Genomic DNA, 17,201 nt, shown 5'->3' with positions numbered 1-17,201 from the left:
CCAGGAGATCGCGCAGCTTGACATCGGCAGGTGTGTCTGGCGCAGAAATTCGCGAGCTCATGCGTCTACCCCAACCTCAAGGGAAGGCGCGGGAACCACGGCAGGCGGGGGTAGCAACCGGTCACGGAGCCACTCCAACCCATCGATGATGTATCGCGGAGCCTTCCAAGTGGTGTCCTGCTCCGCGATGAGGCCCAGGACGAACTTGGTCTTGTCCAGGTTCCGGACACGCCTATAGATCGCCTCGTGCAGGTCTTGAAGCGTCATCCGGCTCGACGTCCGGATGCCGAGGCTGATGATCCTAGGTTTTGCCTGGGTCCATGCCAGGTTTTCGAGAGCGAAGGCTTCCTCAAGGGTTCGTCCGGCCAGCTCAGCAGTGTCAGCACCCCAGATAGTGGGTCGGCGAGTCTGGAAGGCGACGCGAATGCCGCCGTCACCTACACCGCCATGCTTGACGACTTTTTCACTATCCGGAAGGTCGAGTAATTCATCGATCGAAGTGAGCTTCGGGAACCAATGCTTGAGAGTCTCGTTGGATGTGACGGCGGCTGGCGCGGTCGTCATGCACGCGGTAGACCTCTCAGGGTCCTTCTCCTCTGTATCCGTGCTCTGGGGCAGGGTTACGCTGTCCAAGTCAGTGATGACGAGTGTTGTGATGTCCAGAAATTCGAGCAACTCCTGGAATTTGTGAGCGAACGCACCGCCGACCTCGAGGATCGTCAGGTGACACTTCTTCAAATCAGGGAAGCTGCGTTCGATGATGAGCGGCAGCAGTAGGCGTTCGACATTCCCCTCTACCAGGACGGCAGCGTCAGCGAAGAAGAGATCGCAGTGGGTGAGTTTCAGGTACTGCTGTAGGAAATCGCGTGTGACCTCTTCCTCTCCGTGATAGAAGAGGGAGAGGTTTTTGACTTCGCTGCAATGCAGGGAGTCATCCCCCTTTTCTCGGCAGAAATACCGGATGGGCTTAAAGCTACTCTCGTACAATATGTGCGATGAATGTGTGGTGATGACCAGCTGTGTGTGGAAGCCTGGCTTGGCTTCAGGTAGCAATTCGAATACTCTGCGAATGAAAACCTGTTGAAGCTGGGCATGCAGATGGGCCTCCGGCTCCTCGATCATGATGAGGTGTACTGGTGGACGCTGGCCCTCCATATCTTCCCAAGCGTGATGGAAGTCCAGGATCTCAACGGCCATGTAGATCAGATTCTTGAAGCCAAGGCCGTTGTACTGATCCGGCAGAACTGGAGACGATCCCAAAAGCGGGTCGCCGTTGACGGTGGGCAGGGCATAGTGAACGCGGGCGCTCGTGCTCAGGATGTTCTGCACGTTGAACGAAGCCCTGACTACGAGGCCGGGGTTGGTGGTCCCCGGGTAACCCAGATGCTCGATGCTCTTCAGAATGGAGTCGAAGGCTTGAGCGAAGTGCTCATTGAGGGCGGATTCGGAGTTAGCGATCGCGCTCAGTGCATCGAGATCGGCCTCGAACTTCTGCAGGTTGCGCTGATAGTACTTGCTGAGTCGCCGTGACAGGTTCTCGGCACGGCCATGCGATTCTGCATCTGTCAGATGTCGCTGCGCATTGAGGAAGTCAACCTTGATTAGCGTGCTGACTATCGAGCCGGCGCCGGATGAGCTCGATCCCAAGTAGAACGGCTCGTAGCCGGGATTGGGAACCAGGTCGGCATCGCACTGCCGGGCGTCGAGTACGTAGTACTTGGTCTCGTACTCGTTCGTCAGTCGTTTGCTCAGGTAGTCAGTGATGTTCTGTGGCCATGGCTTGTAGCCTGCGTCGGACTTCTCTCCCGGCAGATTGTTTTCTCTGCGCGCTTCTTGATAGTTCGTCACCAATGAGGACGGATCCCTCGGGGCATAGGCCATACGCACGCCCACGGGTTCCCCATTCCAGTCTAGCCCTGGTAGCAGGTCCACCACACGATGCACATTGTCGTCGTCGACTTCGAACCATAGATCGAAATAGATCTTGGGTAGATCAGTCTCTGGGTTGTCGATGACTGGGTCGAACCTGTTGAACACTTCCCAACAGTCGGCCGTGAAGTCGTAGATCTGAAAGCGGATCTTCGGGTCCAAGAAGCGCTGAAAGACATGCGTTGCGGAGGTTTTGCCACTGTTGTTCGCCCCGACGAAGACTGTCGTCTCTTTGTCTAGGTCTACTCGGACGTTCTTGAGGCGACGAAAGTTCTCAACTCGAAACGATTTGATGTGCATCGAATCCTCTGCCCCTTCTTGTGTGCTGAGAGCATGTCTTTCATTGCGAGCCACTTGGCGTCGTGGTTTGTGTGTCGATCGGGATCCGAAAAGGATCCTTTCTCGTGGGTTCGCCTGCCTCGTGAGTGACGTGTGTAGGGACGCCTTGGGAGGCTCTTGTGTGGCCCGGCGAATGAATGGCAGCATCCCGAATGAGGTGAGGGCGGCGCGCCTCCCCCATGTCGCCCACCTGTTCGAAAACCGGCTTACGTCCACTCGTGCTGGACTCTGTACGTAGCTCTCCGGCGCACCCTTCGAGCTCTGCTTCCCAGCAGATGCTCTTCAGGCTATCTGACCAGTAGTCAGTGTGACTCCGTTTCGAGGGTGAACCATTCCCTCGCGCGAGGCGGATGATTACGCGGTGTCCCTGGAATCGATAGGGAGTTCTATGTCCTTCATGCGCCGGAGAGCAGCGCTGCGCTCACTGTCGTGACCGCCGGCAGCAGCATGAGAACGGCGCCATGCACACATCTGTTCTTGGTGCGGGCGATGAGACTGGTCACGGTCAGGGCGCGGAACAAGCGGGGGTGCGGATCGGAGCTGCTCAGGAGGAGGCCGGACGATAACTCCGCACGTCTCTCCGCCCGGACCACGTCGTCGTAGTAAGCGAGGGCGCGGGAGCTCTCCCTGAGTCTCGGTCCGTGTCGGGGCGACAGCGCCGCCAGCGTAAACAGCAGGGCCACGGTCGTGGTGACCACTGCCGTCCACCACAAAGGGTGGGGCCAGAGGGTGCCGGACGGGCGGCGAATCAGCAGGAGTCCGAGCATTGACCCTCCGGCAGTAAGCAAGACTGCGGCCTTGCCGTCCGCCCGGCCAATCTCGACGTGGTTCTGCGCGATCAGCTCGCGCGCGAGTGCCACCACGTTCTCTGGCTCGGCGTCTTGTGGCTGTCGGCGGACAAAGGGCAGGCGGGGGATCACGGGGTATCCCTATAGGGGCCGTTCCCGTTGCCTGCTGTGTCGGTGTTGCCGATCCGGCGAAGCACCTCATCGCCCTGCGGAACTCCCACGTCGCTGAGCACACGCGCCAGGCTGACGCCCACGAAGCCACGGTCCTCCGGTGTCAGGGACTGAAGCGTCGCCGCGAGCGTGCGTTCCCAGCCGTCACGGTCGGAAAGGAGTTCGCGATGGGTCACCGTCCAGTCGAGCACCTCTCTCGCCTGCTCCGGCTGATGCAGCAGCCAGAGAGCCGCCAGGCCGACGGGACCGCCCGCGACGACCTCCCGATAGAAGCGGTACGCCTCACGGTGGGCTTCGCCGAAGCCCGGCGGGAGGATCGGTTCCGCGCCGGAGCCGGCGGTGGGCAGGAGGGCGGCCGGCGGGTCCAGGAACCAGTAGGTGAGGCCGGATCCGTCGATCGGCCGTGGTCGGCCGGGCGGCTCGACCTCGGTCGTACCGGAGTGGGGTGGGGGCTTTCGCAGCGGATCGGGGGTGCCCGGCAACGTGGCGTGCTCACCGATGTGGTGGACGACCAGCTGCCGGGCCCGTTCCTCGGTGATCTGGTTTCGCGCTGCGAGCACAGGGTTGGTGACCTTCCAGGCGACCCCGTATCGGGCGGGGGGCTTCGGCGGTCGGCGTGGGATGTCGACCGACATCCGCCGCTCCGCGAGTGAGACCCACACGATGTCGAGGAACTCCCCCTCACGTACCGCGCGCGCCGTCGGCCGCGGATAGCCCCAGATGTCGCCGCTGCGGGGCGGCACCATTCCGTCAGCCCCGTCATCCGCGATGAACACCAGGGCCCGGTTCTCCGGCGCGCCGAAGCGGAGACGGAACAACTGCCAGGTGGGCGAAGAGGCCAGAGGGGCGATGAGCGGATCGGTCATGAGGCGAACCCTTCTGCTGGGGAAGCTGTGTGATCGCGATGGCGGCGCAGGACGAATCGCAGGACGCCACGGTGGCTCCGGGCCACACCGGAGAGTGCGGCGAGGAAGCGCGGGAAGTCGGTCCGGCGCCGCGCGCCCGGGTCGCTCTCGATCGAGGCCAGGCCCCTCGCCGTCGCCTCGTGCGTGGCAGGGTCCTCCAGGGCCGCGGCCACGAGGTCGAGGGCCCGCCCGGGGTGGTCCGCGAGCAGGTCGGCGAGGCGCACACGTCGTACGCCCGGCGCGCCGGGCAGGGGGAAGGCCGTCAGGCTCATCGACTCCATGACGTGGACAGCCATGGCGTGACGCTGGGTGTCCGGGTCGGCTTTCTGCCACTCCCGCAGGTAGTCGAGGACGAGGGCGTGGTTGGTGTCCTCCGAGAGAAGAGTGCTGAGCGCGAAGGACACCGCGCTGCGCAGGCTGCCCTCCAGTTTCGCGTCCGGTTTATCGAGTACGGCGTCCAGGAGCTTCAGCGCAACGGCGGGCCGGGCCAGACCGTAGCTGCCCGCACAGGTCTCGGCCACGGTGCAGCGGAGTGGGGTGAAGACGGTCCGGCTCCATTGCCGTAGCTGATCCCGTACTGCGCCGGTGAGGGCGGGGTGCTGGACCATCTCCCCGAGCGCGTAGGCCACCAGACGCCGGCGCCAGCGCTTGTCCGACGCGGCGAAGAGGTGCAGTTGACGTAGCGTGCCCGGTCCCGTCGCGTGGACCAGGACCTTCCCGATCGCCTGGCCGGCCGCGAGTTCGGTGCCGGAATGATGGGGAGCCTCGTCCAGGGTCTTCCACAGCAGGCCGGCCATGCCTTCGTAGTCCAGCCACAGGCACCGCAGCAGGGCCTCCGACCGGTGGCGGCCAGAGAAGGCGACGGGTTGGACGGGATAGCGCTGGGCCGCCCCGAAACGCAGCGGCAGCGGGTGGGCGCCGACGGCCGCCAGCCGATCCTCGAAGGCGGGTCCGAGAACGTCGCGCTGCGCCTGCGCCCCCTCCGTGCGGGAGCCTTGCGTGCCGGTGTGTTCCAACTGCCTGACCATGACCGCTGCCGGACCCCCGCGTTCGTCGATATGGGGGCGGAGCATCGCGCTGAACTCCTCGATGACGGTTCGGTCCTGTCCGGGCAGTAACGAGATCGCGGCCATCAGGGACAGACGGTCGGCTCGGTGGCTCGATTCGGCCAGTGCTGTGCGGGCCTCCGTGAGACCGCCGGCCTTCAGCTCGTCGATTACGGAGGCGGCGGATCTCCCCGAGCTCACGGCGTCATGCAGCCCCTCCGCCACCTCGACCCCGTCCCTAGGCAGCGGGTGGGCATGCAGAAAGTCGGTGAAGTCCGGGGAGGTCAGGTGTCCCAGCGCATCGGCGAGTTGCCCGGGGGAGAGCTCACTCGCCTCGGCCAAGGCGTTCAGATGCTTCGTGGCTACCTCGCCCGGCGGCGGTGGCCGGTGCACGACCTGCCAGGGCGTCGTGTCGGCCGGGAGTGCCGTATCCGCCCGTACGGTGACGACCAGATGGGCGCCCACGCGGCGCAGCAGTGCGGCCAGTCCAGTGAGCACGACTTCGCTGAGCGAAGCGGCGGCCGCCGGGGACAACCCCTGGAGCAGATAGCCGCGTCCTTCCTTCGGGCGCCAGCGTGAGAGGTCGTCCGGCGAATCCAGGCCGGTGATGCCATCGGCTCCGTACCGGTCTTCCAGCAGTGCGAACGCGGCGGTGCTCGCCCCGGTGCCGCCGTTGGCCCGCAGCAGCAGGAGGTGGCTGTCCAGAGCCTTCCGGCACTGCGCGTAGACAGGCGGTTCGACGAAGCCGCGCAGCCGGGCGTGGACGTCGTCCGCAGGGTACGGGCCCTCCCGCAGGCGGGGTTTGAGGATGCGTTCCGCGACCTCCTCGTCGGGCAGGGCGCCGATGACGACGTTGATATCGCCGCCGACCTCGCCCATGACGGCCAAACCTTGGTCCAGCCGCTGCTGGTTGTCCCGGTAGGAGTTCCCCGGATCCGGCCGGCCCTCGCCTTCCGGGCCGTTCGGAGCGGTGTCCGCGCCAGCGCTCACCGACGCTCTCCGGAGTCACTGACCCGCTTGTCGCCCGCCACGTTGTCCCCGCCGCCCCAGTGCTGGTTGGTGCCGTGATACGAGGTGGAACCCCCGGTGTACGTGAAGTCCCGCCCGACGTTCCCGATCACCGCGGCGCCCTCGCCCACGTGCTGCGTATTGCCGCTGTAGTGCGTGCCGGGACGCGCCCCCGATTCCTGTTTCCGTTCGGCGGGTGTGTCCGCCTGTCCTGCGGATTCCTCACGTGGTTGCACTCCGGCCTGTACGAGGTTTCCGGACGGCGACGGGACATACAGCCACGCCCGCTGCGAGAAGTTCTTGCCCTCCACGGTGGCCGGGACCTCCACACAGCGGTCGGGGTGCAGCCCGGTATACGCGCCGAGCACGACGTCCTCGTAAACGCGCTGGGAGATGACCGCCGCCAGGTGGGTGACCTCCTCGCTCGCCGCCGCCAGGATGGCCTTGACGGGACGGGAGTCCAGCAGCCGGTGTGTGTCGTTGCGGGCGGTCCCGTTGCCGTCGCCGGGATGGTCAGCGTCCGGCAGCGGTCCGACGTGGACGCTGGCCCGAAGCCGGATTCGCGGGCCCACACACTGCCTGTTGTACGCGCCGAGGATGTCGTCCAGCACGCCAAGGAACGGCCAGAGGACAAAGGGCAGCAACGCCGGATCGAAGCCGAACACCACACCGTCCCCGGTATTGGCCGGAAACCGCTTGGAGTCGCGCAGTGCGTGGAGCTCAGCTCGCTCCAGAGCCTGGTCGACGAGTTCGGGGATCAACTGGCTCACCGGACCGTGTTGCACGGCAGGAAGGCCGGTGAAGTCCTGCGCGTCGACGGCGAACAGGGCACGGTAGGGAGGAAGCGGTCGGCTCTCGGAGTACGGAGCGGGTACGGATGTGGACATGCGTGGCCTCCTGGCGGACGGTGGGACGGTGATGAAAGCCGGTGGTTGGTGATTCGAGGTTCCGTCGATTCCGTCCGTCGGACTGCACAGCGCAGGGCACTCCGCGGGTGTTCCACGTCACAGAGTGGTCGTGATCCGTCGACCCGCTCATCGCTCCCGATGTGGGTGCATTCTTTTCAGCGGGGACGGCTAGAAGCGCTACGCCGGCTTGGTCTTCGAGTCGACCATTGCCCAGGCGCGAAGCGCTTTCATGTCCTTGATGACGATGACCCTGCGGGCCGTCTCCACCGCGCCGGACTCTCGTAGTTGTTGCAGGCCGGTGATGACCGCGTTGCGAGTCACTCCGGTCGCCTGCGCGATCTCCTCCTGACTCAGGCCGGTGAGCCGGATGACATCCGATCCCAGCCCGGGCGAGGTAAGTTCGGCCAGTCGTAGAAGCGCCCGTGCCAGTCGGACGACCAACGGAAGGGTCAGCAATTCAGCGCGATGTGCGTCGGACTCCCGTAGTCGGGAAAGGGCTTGGCGCATCAAGTCCATGACGAGCCCACGCTGATCGATGAAACGGCGGAACCGTTCCGCCTCCAGTACGACAGCCGTGCATCGAGTAAGCGCGACCACTTCCGCCGTGCGCGGGGTACCGTTGAAAACGGACACCTCTCCCAGCAGGTCGCCCGGCCCTCGAAAGGCCAGCCAGGTCACCATTCCGCCCGGTTCCCGACACACGACCTTGGCGAGACCCTCGGTGAGGGCGAGCAGGTGAGTCCCCGCAGAGCCCTGTCTCAGCATCACGCTGCGTTCAGGAAAGGTGCGAGGCGCCCCCTGCTCCCGTAACTCGCGCCATGCTTCGTCCGTCAGCACTCGCCTTCTCCATCCGCCCTGTACGCGCCGTCACCCTGCCCGTACGCAGCCTCGCCCACACTCATGACTTCCATGCCGGCCCTGATCGCTTCCGCCGCGAGACGGACGATCTTGTCCGCTCCCCACGCCACCACGGCCACGGGCCGAGGAGGTTGTGCACGAACCGGTGGGCGTGTTCAGGGCGGCGGTAGTCGGGGCGACATGGCGTCCATCGTGGAAGTCGGTGAGTCAGTCGCCGGGAGCGAGACGGCAGCACCGCCACGGTGGGCGCCTTCCGGCGCTGCCTCAGGCGGCGAACCGGGCTGCCCTTTCGCGAAGTTCCTGGGCTTCCGGGACTCCGCTGTACCGGCGCAGGCGGACGCGCATGTCCTGGAGGGCGGCTTGGACCTTCACTGAGCGGATGCCGTCCGCGCAGTCGAGGAAGTCCCGCCAGGTCACCATGGCGCCGTCGGCATCGCCCTGGCGGAGCCGTACGCCGCCCAGGTCGGCCAGGACGATGGCGCGGGTGCGGCGGCGGTCGAGGCCGTGGATGTCGAGCGCGAGGTGGAGGTGCTCCTCGGCGGCGTCGAGGTCGCCGAGGCGGGAGAGGATCATGCCGGATTCGTGGGCCCATCGGCCGGGGGAGTAGTGGGCTGCCCAGGAGTCGCCGCTCGCGGTAACCGGCTTCCCGATAGCCGTCTCAGCCATGGCGAGGTGCCTGGTGGCCGTGCGGCGGTCGTCGTCCTGGGCTGCGGCGTTGGCGAGGGTGGCCTCGTAGTAGGCGACGGCGCGTGAGTTGTCGAGGTGGCGGCCATAGTCCACGCAGGCTTCGCCGAGCTGGACGGCCTCGGCTCGGTAGCCCAGGTCGACGCACTGCACGGCGAGCCCCCGCAGGGCGGTGGCGGACAGCTCCGGATCGCCGGCCTCTGCGGCCAGGCGGAAGGAGTGTGCGTAGTAGCTCTGGGCGAGCCCGCGCAGTTCGGGGGTGTCGCCTTCGTCCTGGGCCATCCAGCCCGCGAGGTGCACCAGCTGGGAGGTGGCGGCGAACAGCTCGCGGCCGGTGGCCTCGGTGAATCGGCCCTCCAGCCAGGGAGCGACGTCTTGGGTGAGGTAGCGGACGGCGAGGTGGCGGGCGTGGCCGCCGCCGAGTTCGGAGGCCGAGTCGCCGAGCGTCTTCACCATGTGGCGCACCGCTGCCACTTCGCCCCGGCCGACGCGCAGGCTCCCAGGGGAGGCGCTTTTGGTCCTGCGGGTGATGCTGTCCATGTCGGGCAGGTCGAGGGCGGACAGGGCGTATCCGCTGGATGCGACGATGAAGTTCCGGCGGTCCACGTCGCTCCTTCCCAGGTGTAGGACTGAGGCCACGGTATCGGTGTGGAGTGCTACCGGCATGGCCTCCGGAAGGTTGATCGCCTCCGGATCCAGTTCCAGCACTTGGGCGATGTAGGGCCACCAGTGATCCGGGGTGCGTTCGCCCTCGATCCAGCGCCGGGCGTGCTGCCGCTGCAGACGACGCGGATCGCCGCTCTCAGCCAGCCCCAGAGCGCGTGCCAACTCTGAGGGCCCCCAGCCGCGTTCCTGGCACGCCTGCTTGATCAGATCCGCGACGGCCGGGTTCTTCGGCACCCCGTCACCCTCCCCACCTGGATTACGCGGGATTACGCAGGACTACATCCTGGGCCCTGTCCCGGGACCGCGGATCGCCGTTCACTGAACATCACCCCTTGGATCTCCGAATGGCTCGAACAGGCCCTGCGCAGGGCCTGTTGGCGCCTGCCCGGACGAGTGAAAGGAACCAGCGGTGACGACGACCGATCAGGATTTCCGCACCCGCAGGACCACACCCTCGACGGTGGATGATTCGACGCAGAGCGCCACGGCCCCCGAGGCGTCCGAGCGCCCCTCCCAGCCGACGACCCCGATCGTCCAGGGTCTGGCCCTCCTAGACAAGGACCCCCGCTACGACCGGCGGACCGGGCACGCGGCCCTCTTGGTAGACGTCTGCTTCCTCGATGGAACGAAGACAACCACGAAGCTCGAACTGGACCCGGGCCGAGTCCAGTTGCTGAACATTCAACTGGAGCGGTCCATCGCTCTGCGCGAGGCGGCACGCAAGGAGGAGTCCGAGTGAGTCGGACCGTGTCGTCCGACCCGCTCGGAACTGCCCTGACCTGGGTGTGGGCGCTCGGTACGGCAGCCGGGCTCGCCATGGTCGGCGCGCTCGCCCAGGGCGAGTCCCCGGCTGTGCAGGGCTCCCTGGCGCACCCTTCGCTCCGCGTCGATGACACCGGTCCGGACGACGCCGCTGGACAGACCATTCTGGCTCTGACTTCCTCCGACGGGGCCGCCCGTTCCCCGAGTTCAGATACGACAGCACCTCGCCGGCACGCGTGCTCTGCACAACCTGTGAAGGGAAGCCAATGATCAGCCAGCTCGCCAGCGATACGCAGCGCCTCCCCGTGTCGGTCGCGTTCAGCGGTCCCGACAACACTGGGAAGACCAAGCAGATCGGAATCCTCGCCCGCCGCATGAGCGCCAGCGCCACCTCGGCGGGGCCCCTCGACCACTACGACCGGCGCTGGGCCGCCATCAAGGCCGACGGCATGAGCCGCTGGTGGTTCGAGACCGGACCGGTACACGAGGTCTGCGACGTCCTCGCCACCTCCTACCTGGAGCGCTCCCGCCGTCCGTTCTCGGCGCCGGTGCGGCTCCTCGACCGGGGCATCCCGATGCTGGAGGCATCCGTCGCGGCCACTGTCGCCGTCCGGGAGAACCTGGCCGCTTCGCAGGCCGCTGATCGTGCCCGCTGCCTCCTGGCCCCATACGAGGCCGATCTCCGGGCCGCGGAAGCCGGCGAATGCGCCCTCCTGCTCCTGCACTGCGAGGACGCCGACGAAGGCACCCGCCGGAGCCTGTCCCACGAGGCCAGCGTCACCGATATCTACGCGGCCTATCAGCGTGTCCTCCATGAGCAGATCAACCGGCTCACTGCGGAGGGCCGGTTCGCCATGACGATGCACATCGGCGACCGGCCGACCGTCACCGTCCAGGACGAGGTCCGTCGGCTCCTGGCACCTCTGCACCCTGCCATCCCCGGCCGGGCGATGGCAGGCGTGCACGTCACCGCGCTCGGTGGCATGTCGGAGAGCGGCAAGAGCACGGCCGGCGAGTACTTACGCACGCACCACGGGTACGCCCGTCTCAAGATCGGCTACCTGATCCAGGACGCGGCCACCTGGGCGGGCATCGCTGACCCGTACCGGCTGGACCCGGTCGTGCAGGCCGAGCTAATCGTGGATGCCCTGGACCGATACTGCGAGGCACACCACTTCCTAGACTCCCTCAGCGTCGAGTCCCTGCACGACTTCGACTCGACGGCTGAGCTCGCCAGGATGCTCGGATCCCAGCTCACCATCGCCTACCTGGACGTCTCCGCAGCCGTCCGCGCACAGCGTGGCACCGCAGGCGCACGGGACGTTGCCGACCGTGACGTGGTCAAGAGCGCTCGGGGCGCAGACAAGATCGCCTCCATCGCCCAGGAGGTCATCGGCAACGACGGACCGCGCCTGGAGCTGGAGCGAAGGCTGGACCGCATGGCGCTGGCCCACAAGTGGCCCGAGCATCGGCCGAGCACCATGCCGGTCAACGCGCTGGGTCTGCCGGTACACCTGGAGTCCTATCTCTCCGAACTTCTCGACCGCCTGACTGGGCCGAGCCCGTTGATCGACCTGCTGGCCGTCACCGGCAGCGGCGCCCGTGGCAAGTACCAGCACGACTGGAGCGACCTCGACGTGTTCGTTGTCGCCGGCGTCGACTCCCTGGGCGGGATGCGGCGTGTGCTGGCCGACCTGGAAGCCGAACTCGGAGGCGTCAAGCTCGGGCTGACCGTGCTCACCCGCGCGGAGTGCCGGGCAGGAGCCGTCACCTCCAGGCTCGTGCACGTCCTGGCGCTCATCGGGAGCGGTGGCCTCGTCCCCCTGTGGTGCGCTGCCGGACTTGCCCTGCCTGCTCCGGACACGGATACCGACATCGACGTGAGCCTGCGCGACGGAATCCAGGCCGCCATAGAGATCCGTCGTCAGCTCCTGAAGGGTTCGCCCGACCTCCGCGACCTGTACAAGGTCACCGCACTCCTGGCGAAGATCCAACTGCGGTTCCGCGGGATCGAGTGCCCCGCTGACAACGACGCCCTGCGGGTACTCGTCGAAGCTGGGCACCAGGACACGGGCATGGTCGCAGCGGCCCGCACCGAACGGGCTGCCGCCGATGAGTTGGCCATGGTCGTCCTGCGGAGCTGGCTGGCCACTCTTCCCGGGGACATGACGTGAGCATGAGCGACCGGCCAAGGGCGTCGAGCACGGCCACCTTCTACAAGGAGGCCACCACCCGTGAGGCGGCCGAAGCCGAAGCCAAGGGCTGGACGAAGCTCGTTTCGCGTCTCCAGGTCCCGGCCCTGCGGGGGCGTCTGCCGCTGCCGGACCGGCACCTGCTGGCGTACGAGGACGTCTTCGCCAGCGGGCGATGCGACCTGCTGCTCGGCGACGTGATCGCCCTAACCGACCGCGACCCGGCCTTGCTGCCGCGCCTGGCCCGCCTCGTTGACGGCGTATGCCACGACCTGCGGTCCGCGGCCGCCGAAACTGGGAAGGTGGTCCCACTCGCCGAGTGCGTGCCCACCCTCTACCTCGACCGAATCCGCCCCGGCGGACGACTCGACCGCTGGTACCTGCTGCGAGACCTGCCTTTCACCCTGCCCCACACCGATGTGACCCTCACCGTCCAGGAGTTGGCCGACTACACCGTCACCGCCAACGGCCGACCGCTCACGCTGAATGTCGCCGCCGTCGTCGACAGCGCCCGCCACGCCCTCGTCCCCGATCGGCGCTGGCTGGCCGGGCTGACGCAGGGCGACCCCACCGAGCCCAACATCGCCGATCCGCTGTGCTGGCTCGACTTCGAATGCGCCGGCCGCAATACCGCCGTGGGAGAGGCCGCCAACCTCCTCTGGTACCTCATGGCCATGGGCGGCTGGCTAGTCCCTCGCTACCAGGCCGACGTCTACGCCCGCACCCTGCGCCTGGCGCTGCCGGCCCGGACCAGCCCTCGCATCGACCATCTGGAACTGCACGCCGCCGCCCGGCACATCGACATCCAGTACTCCTGGAACACCGGCCCCGGCCGCCACGCCGCCATCAAGAGAGCGCTGCACGGGCTCTGCGTCCAAGGCGGCATCGGCATGGACGAACTCCGTGCCTTCCTCGCCCTTCGCATCCTCGGAGTCATCCCGGCCGGTCGGCTGACCGGACACGACCTGCTGCTCGTCCTGATCAAGCTCGCCGAGAGCCAGGATGCCGCAACCAGCCTCGACGCCTTCTTCACCACTGCACCGGTCCCTCATTCCGACCCCAGCGAACGGAGCCGCAATGCCCCTGCCCCTGCTTGAGGTACCGCTCCAGGCCCGGCCGCTGCAAGGCCGGACCGCGCTCGTCACCGGCGGAGCGACCGGAATCGGCGCCGAGATCGGCCGCGCACTCGCCGCTGCCGGAGCCGTGGTGGCCATCAACCACCTCGGCCAGGAGCGGGAAGCGCAAGCCCTCGTCACCGCCCTCGACCGCGGCGGAAGCCTTGGGGTTGCGATCAACGCCGACCTGACCGACCCCGACGCCGTCCATGCGATGACCGACCGGGTCCGTGCGGAGGCGGGGCCGATCGACATCCTCGTGAACAACGCCGGGGCCTACCCCCGAGTCCCATGGCAGGACACCGACGAGGACGCGTGGAACTACTCCCTCGACGTGAACCTCACCGCCCACTACCGCGCCTGCCACGCGGTGACCCCCGGCATGGTCGAACGCCGCTGGGGCCGCATCGTGAACATCGGCAGCGTCAACGCCCGGGCGGGACGGACCAACCTCGTCGCCTACAGCACTGCAAAGGCCGGCCTCCTGGGCCTCACCCGTTCCCTCGCCCGCGAACTGGGCCGGTACGGGGTCTGCGTCAACACGGTCCTGCCCGGCGCTATCCAAGTCGAGGCCGAGACCGTCATCCCCGCCCGCCACCGGGCCACCCCGAAGGACCAGATCAACCGCCAGTGCGTTCCCCGCCGTGGACGGCCCGAAGACGTGGCGGCCCTGGTGGCGTTCCTCGTGGGACCCACCGCGTCGTTCATCACGGGACAATCCGTCCACGTCGATGGCGGCTGGCTGCTGCACTGAGACCGTCAATAAGCAAGGAGACAAAGCCCAATGAACGAACGAGTCCGAGCCGTCCTCGTCACCGCTGACGAGACCATGCTGGTCATCCGCCGCTCCAAGCCCGGCGTCCCCGTGTACTGGGTGCTGCCCGGCGGCGGCGTCGAAGCCCATGATGAGTCCCGGGAGGCCGCCCTCCACCGGGAGATCCACGAGGAGATCGCGGGCAAGGCCGACATCGTCCGCCTCCTGCACACCCTGGAGGCCGCGGACGAGCGCCAGCTCTTCTATCTCGCCCGCATCGCGACGTGGTCCTTCGAAGACCGCACCGGCCCCGAGTTCAGCGCCGAGGGCCGGGGCGAGTACGCCCTGGAGGAGGTCCCGCTGACCGTCGAAGGAATCGACGGCATCGACCTCAAGCCCGAGGAGATCGCCCACGTTCTGCGGGGGGCCATCGCTGATGGGACTCTCGCCGCCGACGGGACTACGGCTTGACCTGCGAGTACGTGCGCATGCCCTCGGGGCCAACGCTGCTGCGCGTTGGCCCCGAGGGTGTTTATGGCGTCAGAACTGGCTGGTCAGGTGCGGCCTCCGCACTACCTGCACGACTGCGGGCAAGGCGGTGATACTTCAAGCCGCTTCCCGCGTGCCGTTCTACGCTGATCTGGCCGACGGCGCGTGGCAGCACCTCAGTTGGCACAAGGGTCCACGGTCCGGATCAGCGCCGCAGGGCCGGTGAGTGCTGCGAGGACGGAGCCGCCACTGCTGTGGATGCTGGCCTGGTGGGCTGTGGTGCGGCCCTGTTGGCCATGGTGACCTGTGCCCGAGGGCTGGGGGCGTGGCGCCGGCCGAGGCGTTGGATGCGCCAGGTCAGTGCGCGGGCGGGGCGGTGGGCGTCGTCCAGGGAGCGCTGGCTGAGCGCCTGATCGAGGATCGTGACTGCGTCGTGGCCCTGCGTCTCTGCTTCGGCGAGCACGGTGGTGAGTGCGTTCCAGGCCCGGTCCTGCACAATGCGCTCGGCGTGCTCGGGGACGGCCTGCTGGAGGTGGTGGGCGTAGCGCTGCTTGGTCTGCTGGCCGGGAGTGCGACGGGCGAGGTTGCCGAGTACGGGTTCGGCGACCGGTCCGTATGCGGCCTGGAGGTGGACGAGGGCCTGCTGGGCTGCCGCCTCCTGCTGGGCGTGCTGGTGCTTGCGGTGCCAGTGGACTGCGAAGGCTACTGCGGTGAGCGCGGCGTCCAGCAGCATCGCCGTCCCCGACCCGTCGCCCGTCGTGTCGGGATGGCGCCAGATGGCTTGGAGGCTGCGGCGCAGGACGCGTGCGCTGTCGCGGTCGGTGGTGATGCGGGAGCGGGTGGCGCGCTCGAAGGCAGCTGCGGCCTGCTGCAGTTCGGCCTTCGCTGCGGACGGTGCGGTGACCGGCAGAACGTCCAGGGCCGCGCCGAGCGCGACCAGCTGTCCCTGGGCCGCGTGGTCATCGCCGAAGGTGAGGTGGCTGGGGATGCGTTCGGCGGCGGCTGTGGCCTGGTGCCACGGATCGCCCGGGCGGACGGCGACCGGCTCGGGGCCGATGTCGGTGAGGCGTTGGCGGATCTTGGGCAGGGAGAGGTCGCTGGCGAGGGTGGAGCCGGAGAACCACACCGGCTCGCCGACCTTGTTGACGTCGCCGGGCAGGGCGACGCTGTAGCCGAGGACGTCGCCGGAAGGCCCGCTCTTCGGCCGCACGGTCACGCCCGTCGCCTCCAGCAACGCGAAGAACTCGGCCTCGCTGGACGCGGCTGCCACCGCGCGGCGTACTCGCAGGCGCAGGACCTCGCGTGCTGTCGCGTCCTGGCTCTGGCGCTTGGCCTTGAAGTGCTCCTTGCTGGTCGGGCGCTTAGCAGCGGTGCCGTCACCCGGCTTGAGCCGCCTGAGCCCGTAGTCCACTTCGATCCTGCGGGCCTCCTTCTGGACAGCGCGCTGGTCGTAGCCGCGGCTCGGACGCCGGCCGTCCTGGCGCACCAATGTGGCGGCGATGTGGATGTGGTCGTCCGCGTGGCGCACCGCCACCCACCGGCACGCCTCCTCATCCCCGTCGGGCGCGATGCCGGCGGCGGCCACGATCCGGCGCGCCACATCCGCCCACTGCTCGTCGGTCAGGATCGGGTCCTCGGGGGCGGCACGGACGGGGCAGTGCCACACGGTGTGCTTGGGTGCCTTGTCGCCCAGCATCTTCACGGGCTGGTCGAGCTGCGCGGCGAGCTGGTCCGCCACGTTCTTGGGGCTGCGGTGCGGGCTGCAGCCGGGGTCGGGGGCGAAGTCGTTCCAGGAGGCCACCAGGTGGGGGTCGATGTGCTCGTTGGCCCGGCCCTTGCCGAAGAGGTAGCCGATCGTGCGGCGCGTGGCGTGTGGGCCCTTGCCGAGGATGATCTTGGGTATCAACGGCTCACCGACCCGTGGTCACGTGAACGATGGCGTCGTCCACTTCAGCGATCGATGTCTCGACGTGGTCCAGGAGCCGTTGGACGGTGTCGTGGTGGGGCCAGGCGCCGTCCTCGTTGAGGTGCCGGGTGAGCTGGTTGAGGTTGTTGCCGACCATGGCGAGCTGACGGTTGGCATCCATCAGCGTCTTGACCGCGGCGCGATAGTCGGCGACCGCAGCGGTGGGGGCATCGGAGCGGGCAGCGGCGAGCGAGCTTTCAGCCACGTAGCCGCCGAGCGCCATGTGACTCAGTTCAGCGGCCTTCTGGACGAGGCCGAACTCGTTGTCGCTGTAGCGGGGATACACACGCTTCTCACGCGGCTGCGGCTCTCGCAGACGACGATGAGGGGCAGGTGTCTGCGGTGCGCTCGGTGAGGACTGACTGGCCCCTCCTTCGGTCGGCTCCCCTGGGCCGGCCGACTCCGGCGCCCCCTCGGCGCCGGTTGCCTCCGCCCCCTCTGGGGCGGAGGCCGGGTAAGGACTCCTTACCCGACAACTTGCTCCGCCTGGGGCAGGGGTACTCGTCAGTGCGTTCTCCTGGATGGTGGGGTCTTCGTGGTGCGGTTCGTGCATGGGTCTCCGTTTCAGAGGATGGTCGGGTGAGGGCGAGCGGGTGTACCGGAATCAATTCCGGAAGTGAT

Annotated in this window: 14 protein-coding genes; 5 read left to right on the top strand and 9 right to left on the bottom strand. The window is 67.5% G+C overall.

Features of this window, described 5'->3' with window-relative positions; translation table 11 throughout:
* Positions 1-57: 57 nt before the first annotated feature.
* The 7 genes from ACO1BR_RS39275 to ACO1BR_RS39245 all read right to left on the bottom strand — a co-directional run bounded on the left by ACO1BR_RS39275 (position 58) and on the right by ACO1BR_RS39245 (position 9,536).
* The gene (locus ACO1BR_RS39275; RefSeq protein ID WP_426799894.1) at positions 58-2,229 is read right to left on the bottom strand and encodes an ATP-dependent nuclease; all 2,172 of its coding nucleotides are present in this window, start codon (positions 2,227-2,229) and stop codon (positions 58-60) included.
* Between the two features lie 434 nt (positions 2,230-2,663).
* Positions 2,664-3,188, bottom strand: coding sequence for a Pycsar system effector family protein (locus tag ACO1BR_RS39270; RefSeq protein ID WP_426799893.1), 525 nt, complete (start codon positions 3,186-3,188; stop codon positions 2,664-2,666).
* A complete protein-coding gene (locus tag ACO1BR_RS39265) occupies positions 3,185-4,093 on the bottom strand; it encodes a hypothetical protein (RefSeq protein ID WP_426799892.1) in 909 nt (302 codons plus the stop codon). Before ACO1BR_RS39265 ends, ACO1BR_RS39270 begins: the two co-directional genes overlap by 4 nt.
* Positions 4,090-6,168, bottom strand: a complete 2,079-nt coding sequence (locus tag ACO1BR_RS39260; protein ID WP_426799891.1) for a hypothetical protein — start codon at positions 6,166-6,168, stop codon at positions 4,090-4,092. The genes ACO1BR_RS39265 and ACO1BR_RS39260 overlap by 4 nt, the downstream gene beginning before the upstream one ends.
* A complete protein-coding gene (locus ACO1BR_RS39255) occupies positions 6,165-7,073 on the bottom strand; it encodes a hypothetical protein (RefSeq protein WP_426799890.1) in 909 nt (302 codons plus the stop codon). The genes ACO1BR_RS39260 and ACO1BR_RS39255 overlap by 4 nt, the downstream gene beginning before the upstream one ends.
* 198 nt (positions 7,074-7,271) lie before the next feature.
* Entirely contained in the window at positions 7,272-7,931 is a 660-nt protein-coding gene (locus ACO1BR_RS39250; protein ID WP_426799889.1) for a Crp/Fnr family transcriptional regulator, read from the bottom strand.
* A 285-nt stretch (positions 7,932-8,216) separates the two neighbouring features.
* A complete protein-coding gene (locus ACO1BR_RS39245) occupies positions 8,217-9,536 on the bottom strand; it encodes a tetratricopeptide repeat protein (protein WP_426799888.1) in 1,320 nt (439 codons plus the stop codon).
* Between the two features lie 175 nt (positions 9,537-9,711).
* Between ACO1BR_RS39245 and ACO1BR_RS39240 the strand changes: the two genes are divergently transcribed.
* From ACO1BR_RS39240 to ACO1BR_RS39220, 5 genes are all read left to right on the top strand, one after another.
* Positions 9,712-10,041 carry a hypothetical protein gene (locus tag ACO1BR_RS39240; RefSeq protein ID WP_426799887.1) on the top strand — a complete coding sequence of 110 codons (330 nt, stop codon included), beginning with the start codon at positions 9,712-9,714 and terminating at the stop codon, positions 10,039-10,041.
* 289 nt (positions 10,042-10,330) lie between these two features.
* The gene (locus ACO1BR_RS39235) at positions 10,331-12,238 is read left to right on the top strand and encodes a nucleotidyltransferase domain-containing protein (protein ID WP_426799886.1); all 1,908 of its coding nucleotides are present in this window, start codon (positions 10,331-10,333) and stop codon (positions 12,236-12,238) included.
* 2 nt (positions 12,239-12,240) lie between these two features.
* Positions 12,241-13,353 carry a hypothetical protein gene (locus tag ACO1BR_RS39230; protein ID WP_426799885.1) on the top strand — a complete coding sequence of 371 codons (1,113 nt, stop codon included), beginning with the start codon at positions 12,241-12,243 and terminating at the stop codon, positions 13,351-13,353.
* Positions 13,334-14,125, top strand: coding sequence for an SDR family NAD(P)-dependent oxidoreductase (locus ACO1BR_RS39225; RefSeq protein WP_426799884.1), 792 nt, complete (start codon positions 13,334-13,336; stop codon positions 14,123-14,125). The genes ACO1BR_RS39230 and ACO1BR_RS39225 overlap by 20 nt, the downstream gene beginning before the upstream one ends.
* Positions 14,126-14,155: 30 nt before the next feature.
* Positions 14,156-14,596, top strand: a complete 441-nt coding sequence (locus ACO1BR_RS39220) for an NUDIX hydrolase (RefSeq protein WP_426799883.1) — start codon at positions 14,156-14,158, stop codon at positions 14,594-14,596.
* A 223-nt stretch (positions 14,597-14,819) separates the two neighbouring features.
* On the opposite strand, the gene ACO1BR_RS39215 is transcribed toward ACO1BR_RS39220, so the two are convergent.
* Both ACO1BR_RS39215 and mobC read right to left on the bottom strand, forming a co-directional pair.
* Positions 14,820-16,520: a mobilization protein gene (locus ACO1BR_RS39215; RefSeq protein WP_426799882.1), complete on the bottom strand. Its 1,701-nt coding sequence runs from the start codon at positions 16,518-16,520 to the stop codon at positions 14,820-14,822.
* A gap of 4 nt (positions 16,521-16,524) precedes the next feature.
* Entirely contained in the window at positions 16,525-16,896 is a 372-nt protein-coding gene (gene mobC, locus ACO1BR_RS39210) for a plasmid mobilization relaxosome protein MobC (protein WP_254068764.1), read from the bottom strand.
* Positions 16,897-17,201 lie beyond the last annotated feature (305 nt).

Source organism: Streptomyces sp. YGL11-2, assembly GCF_050054615.1.
In the GTDB taxonomy this organism is placed as follows: Bacteria; Actinomycetota; Actinomycetes; order Streptomycetales; family Streptomycetaceae; genus Streptomyces.
Note: the sequence above shows the minus strand (reverse complement) of the source record. Positions and strands in the feature narration are given on the sequence as shown.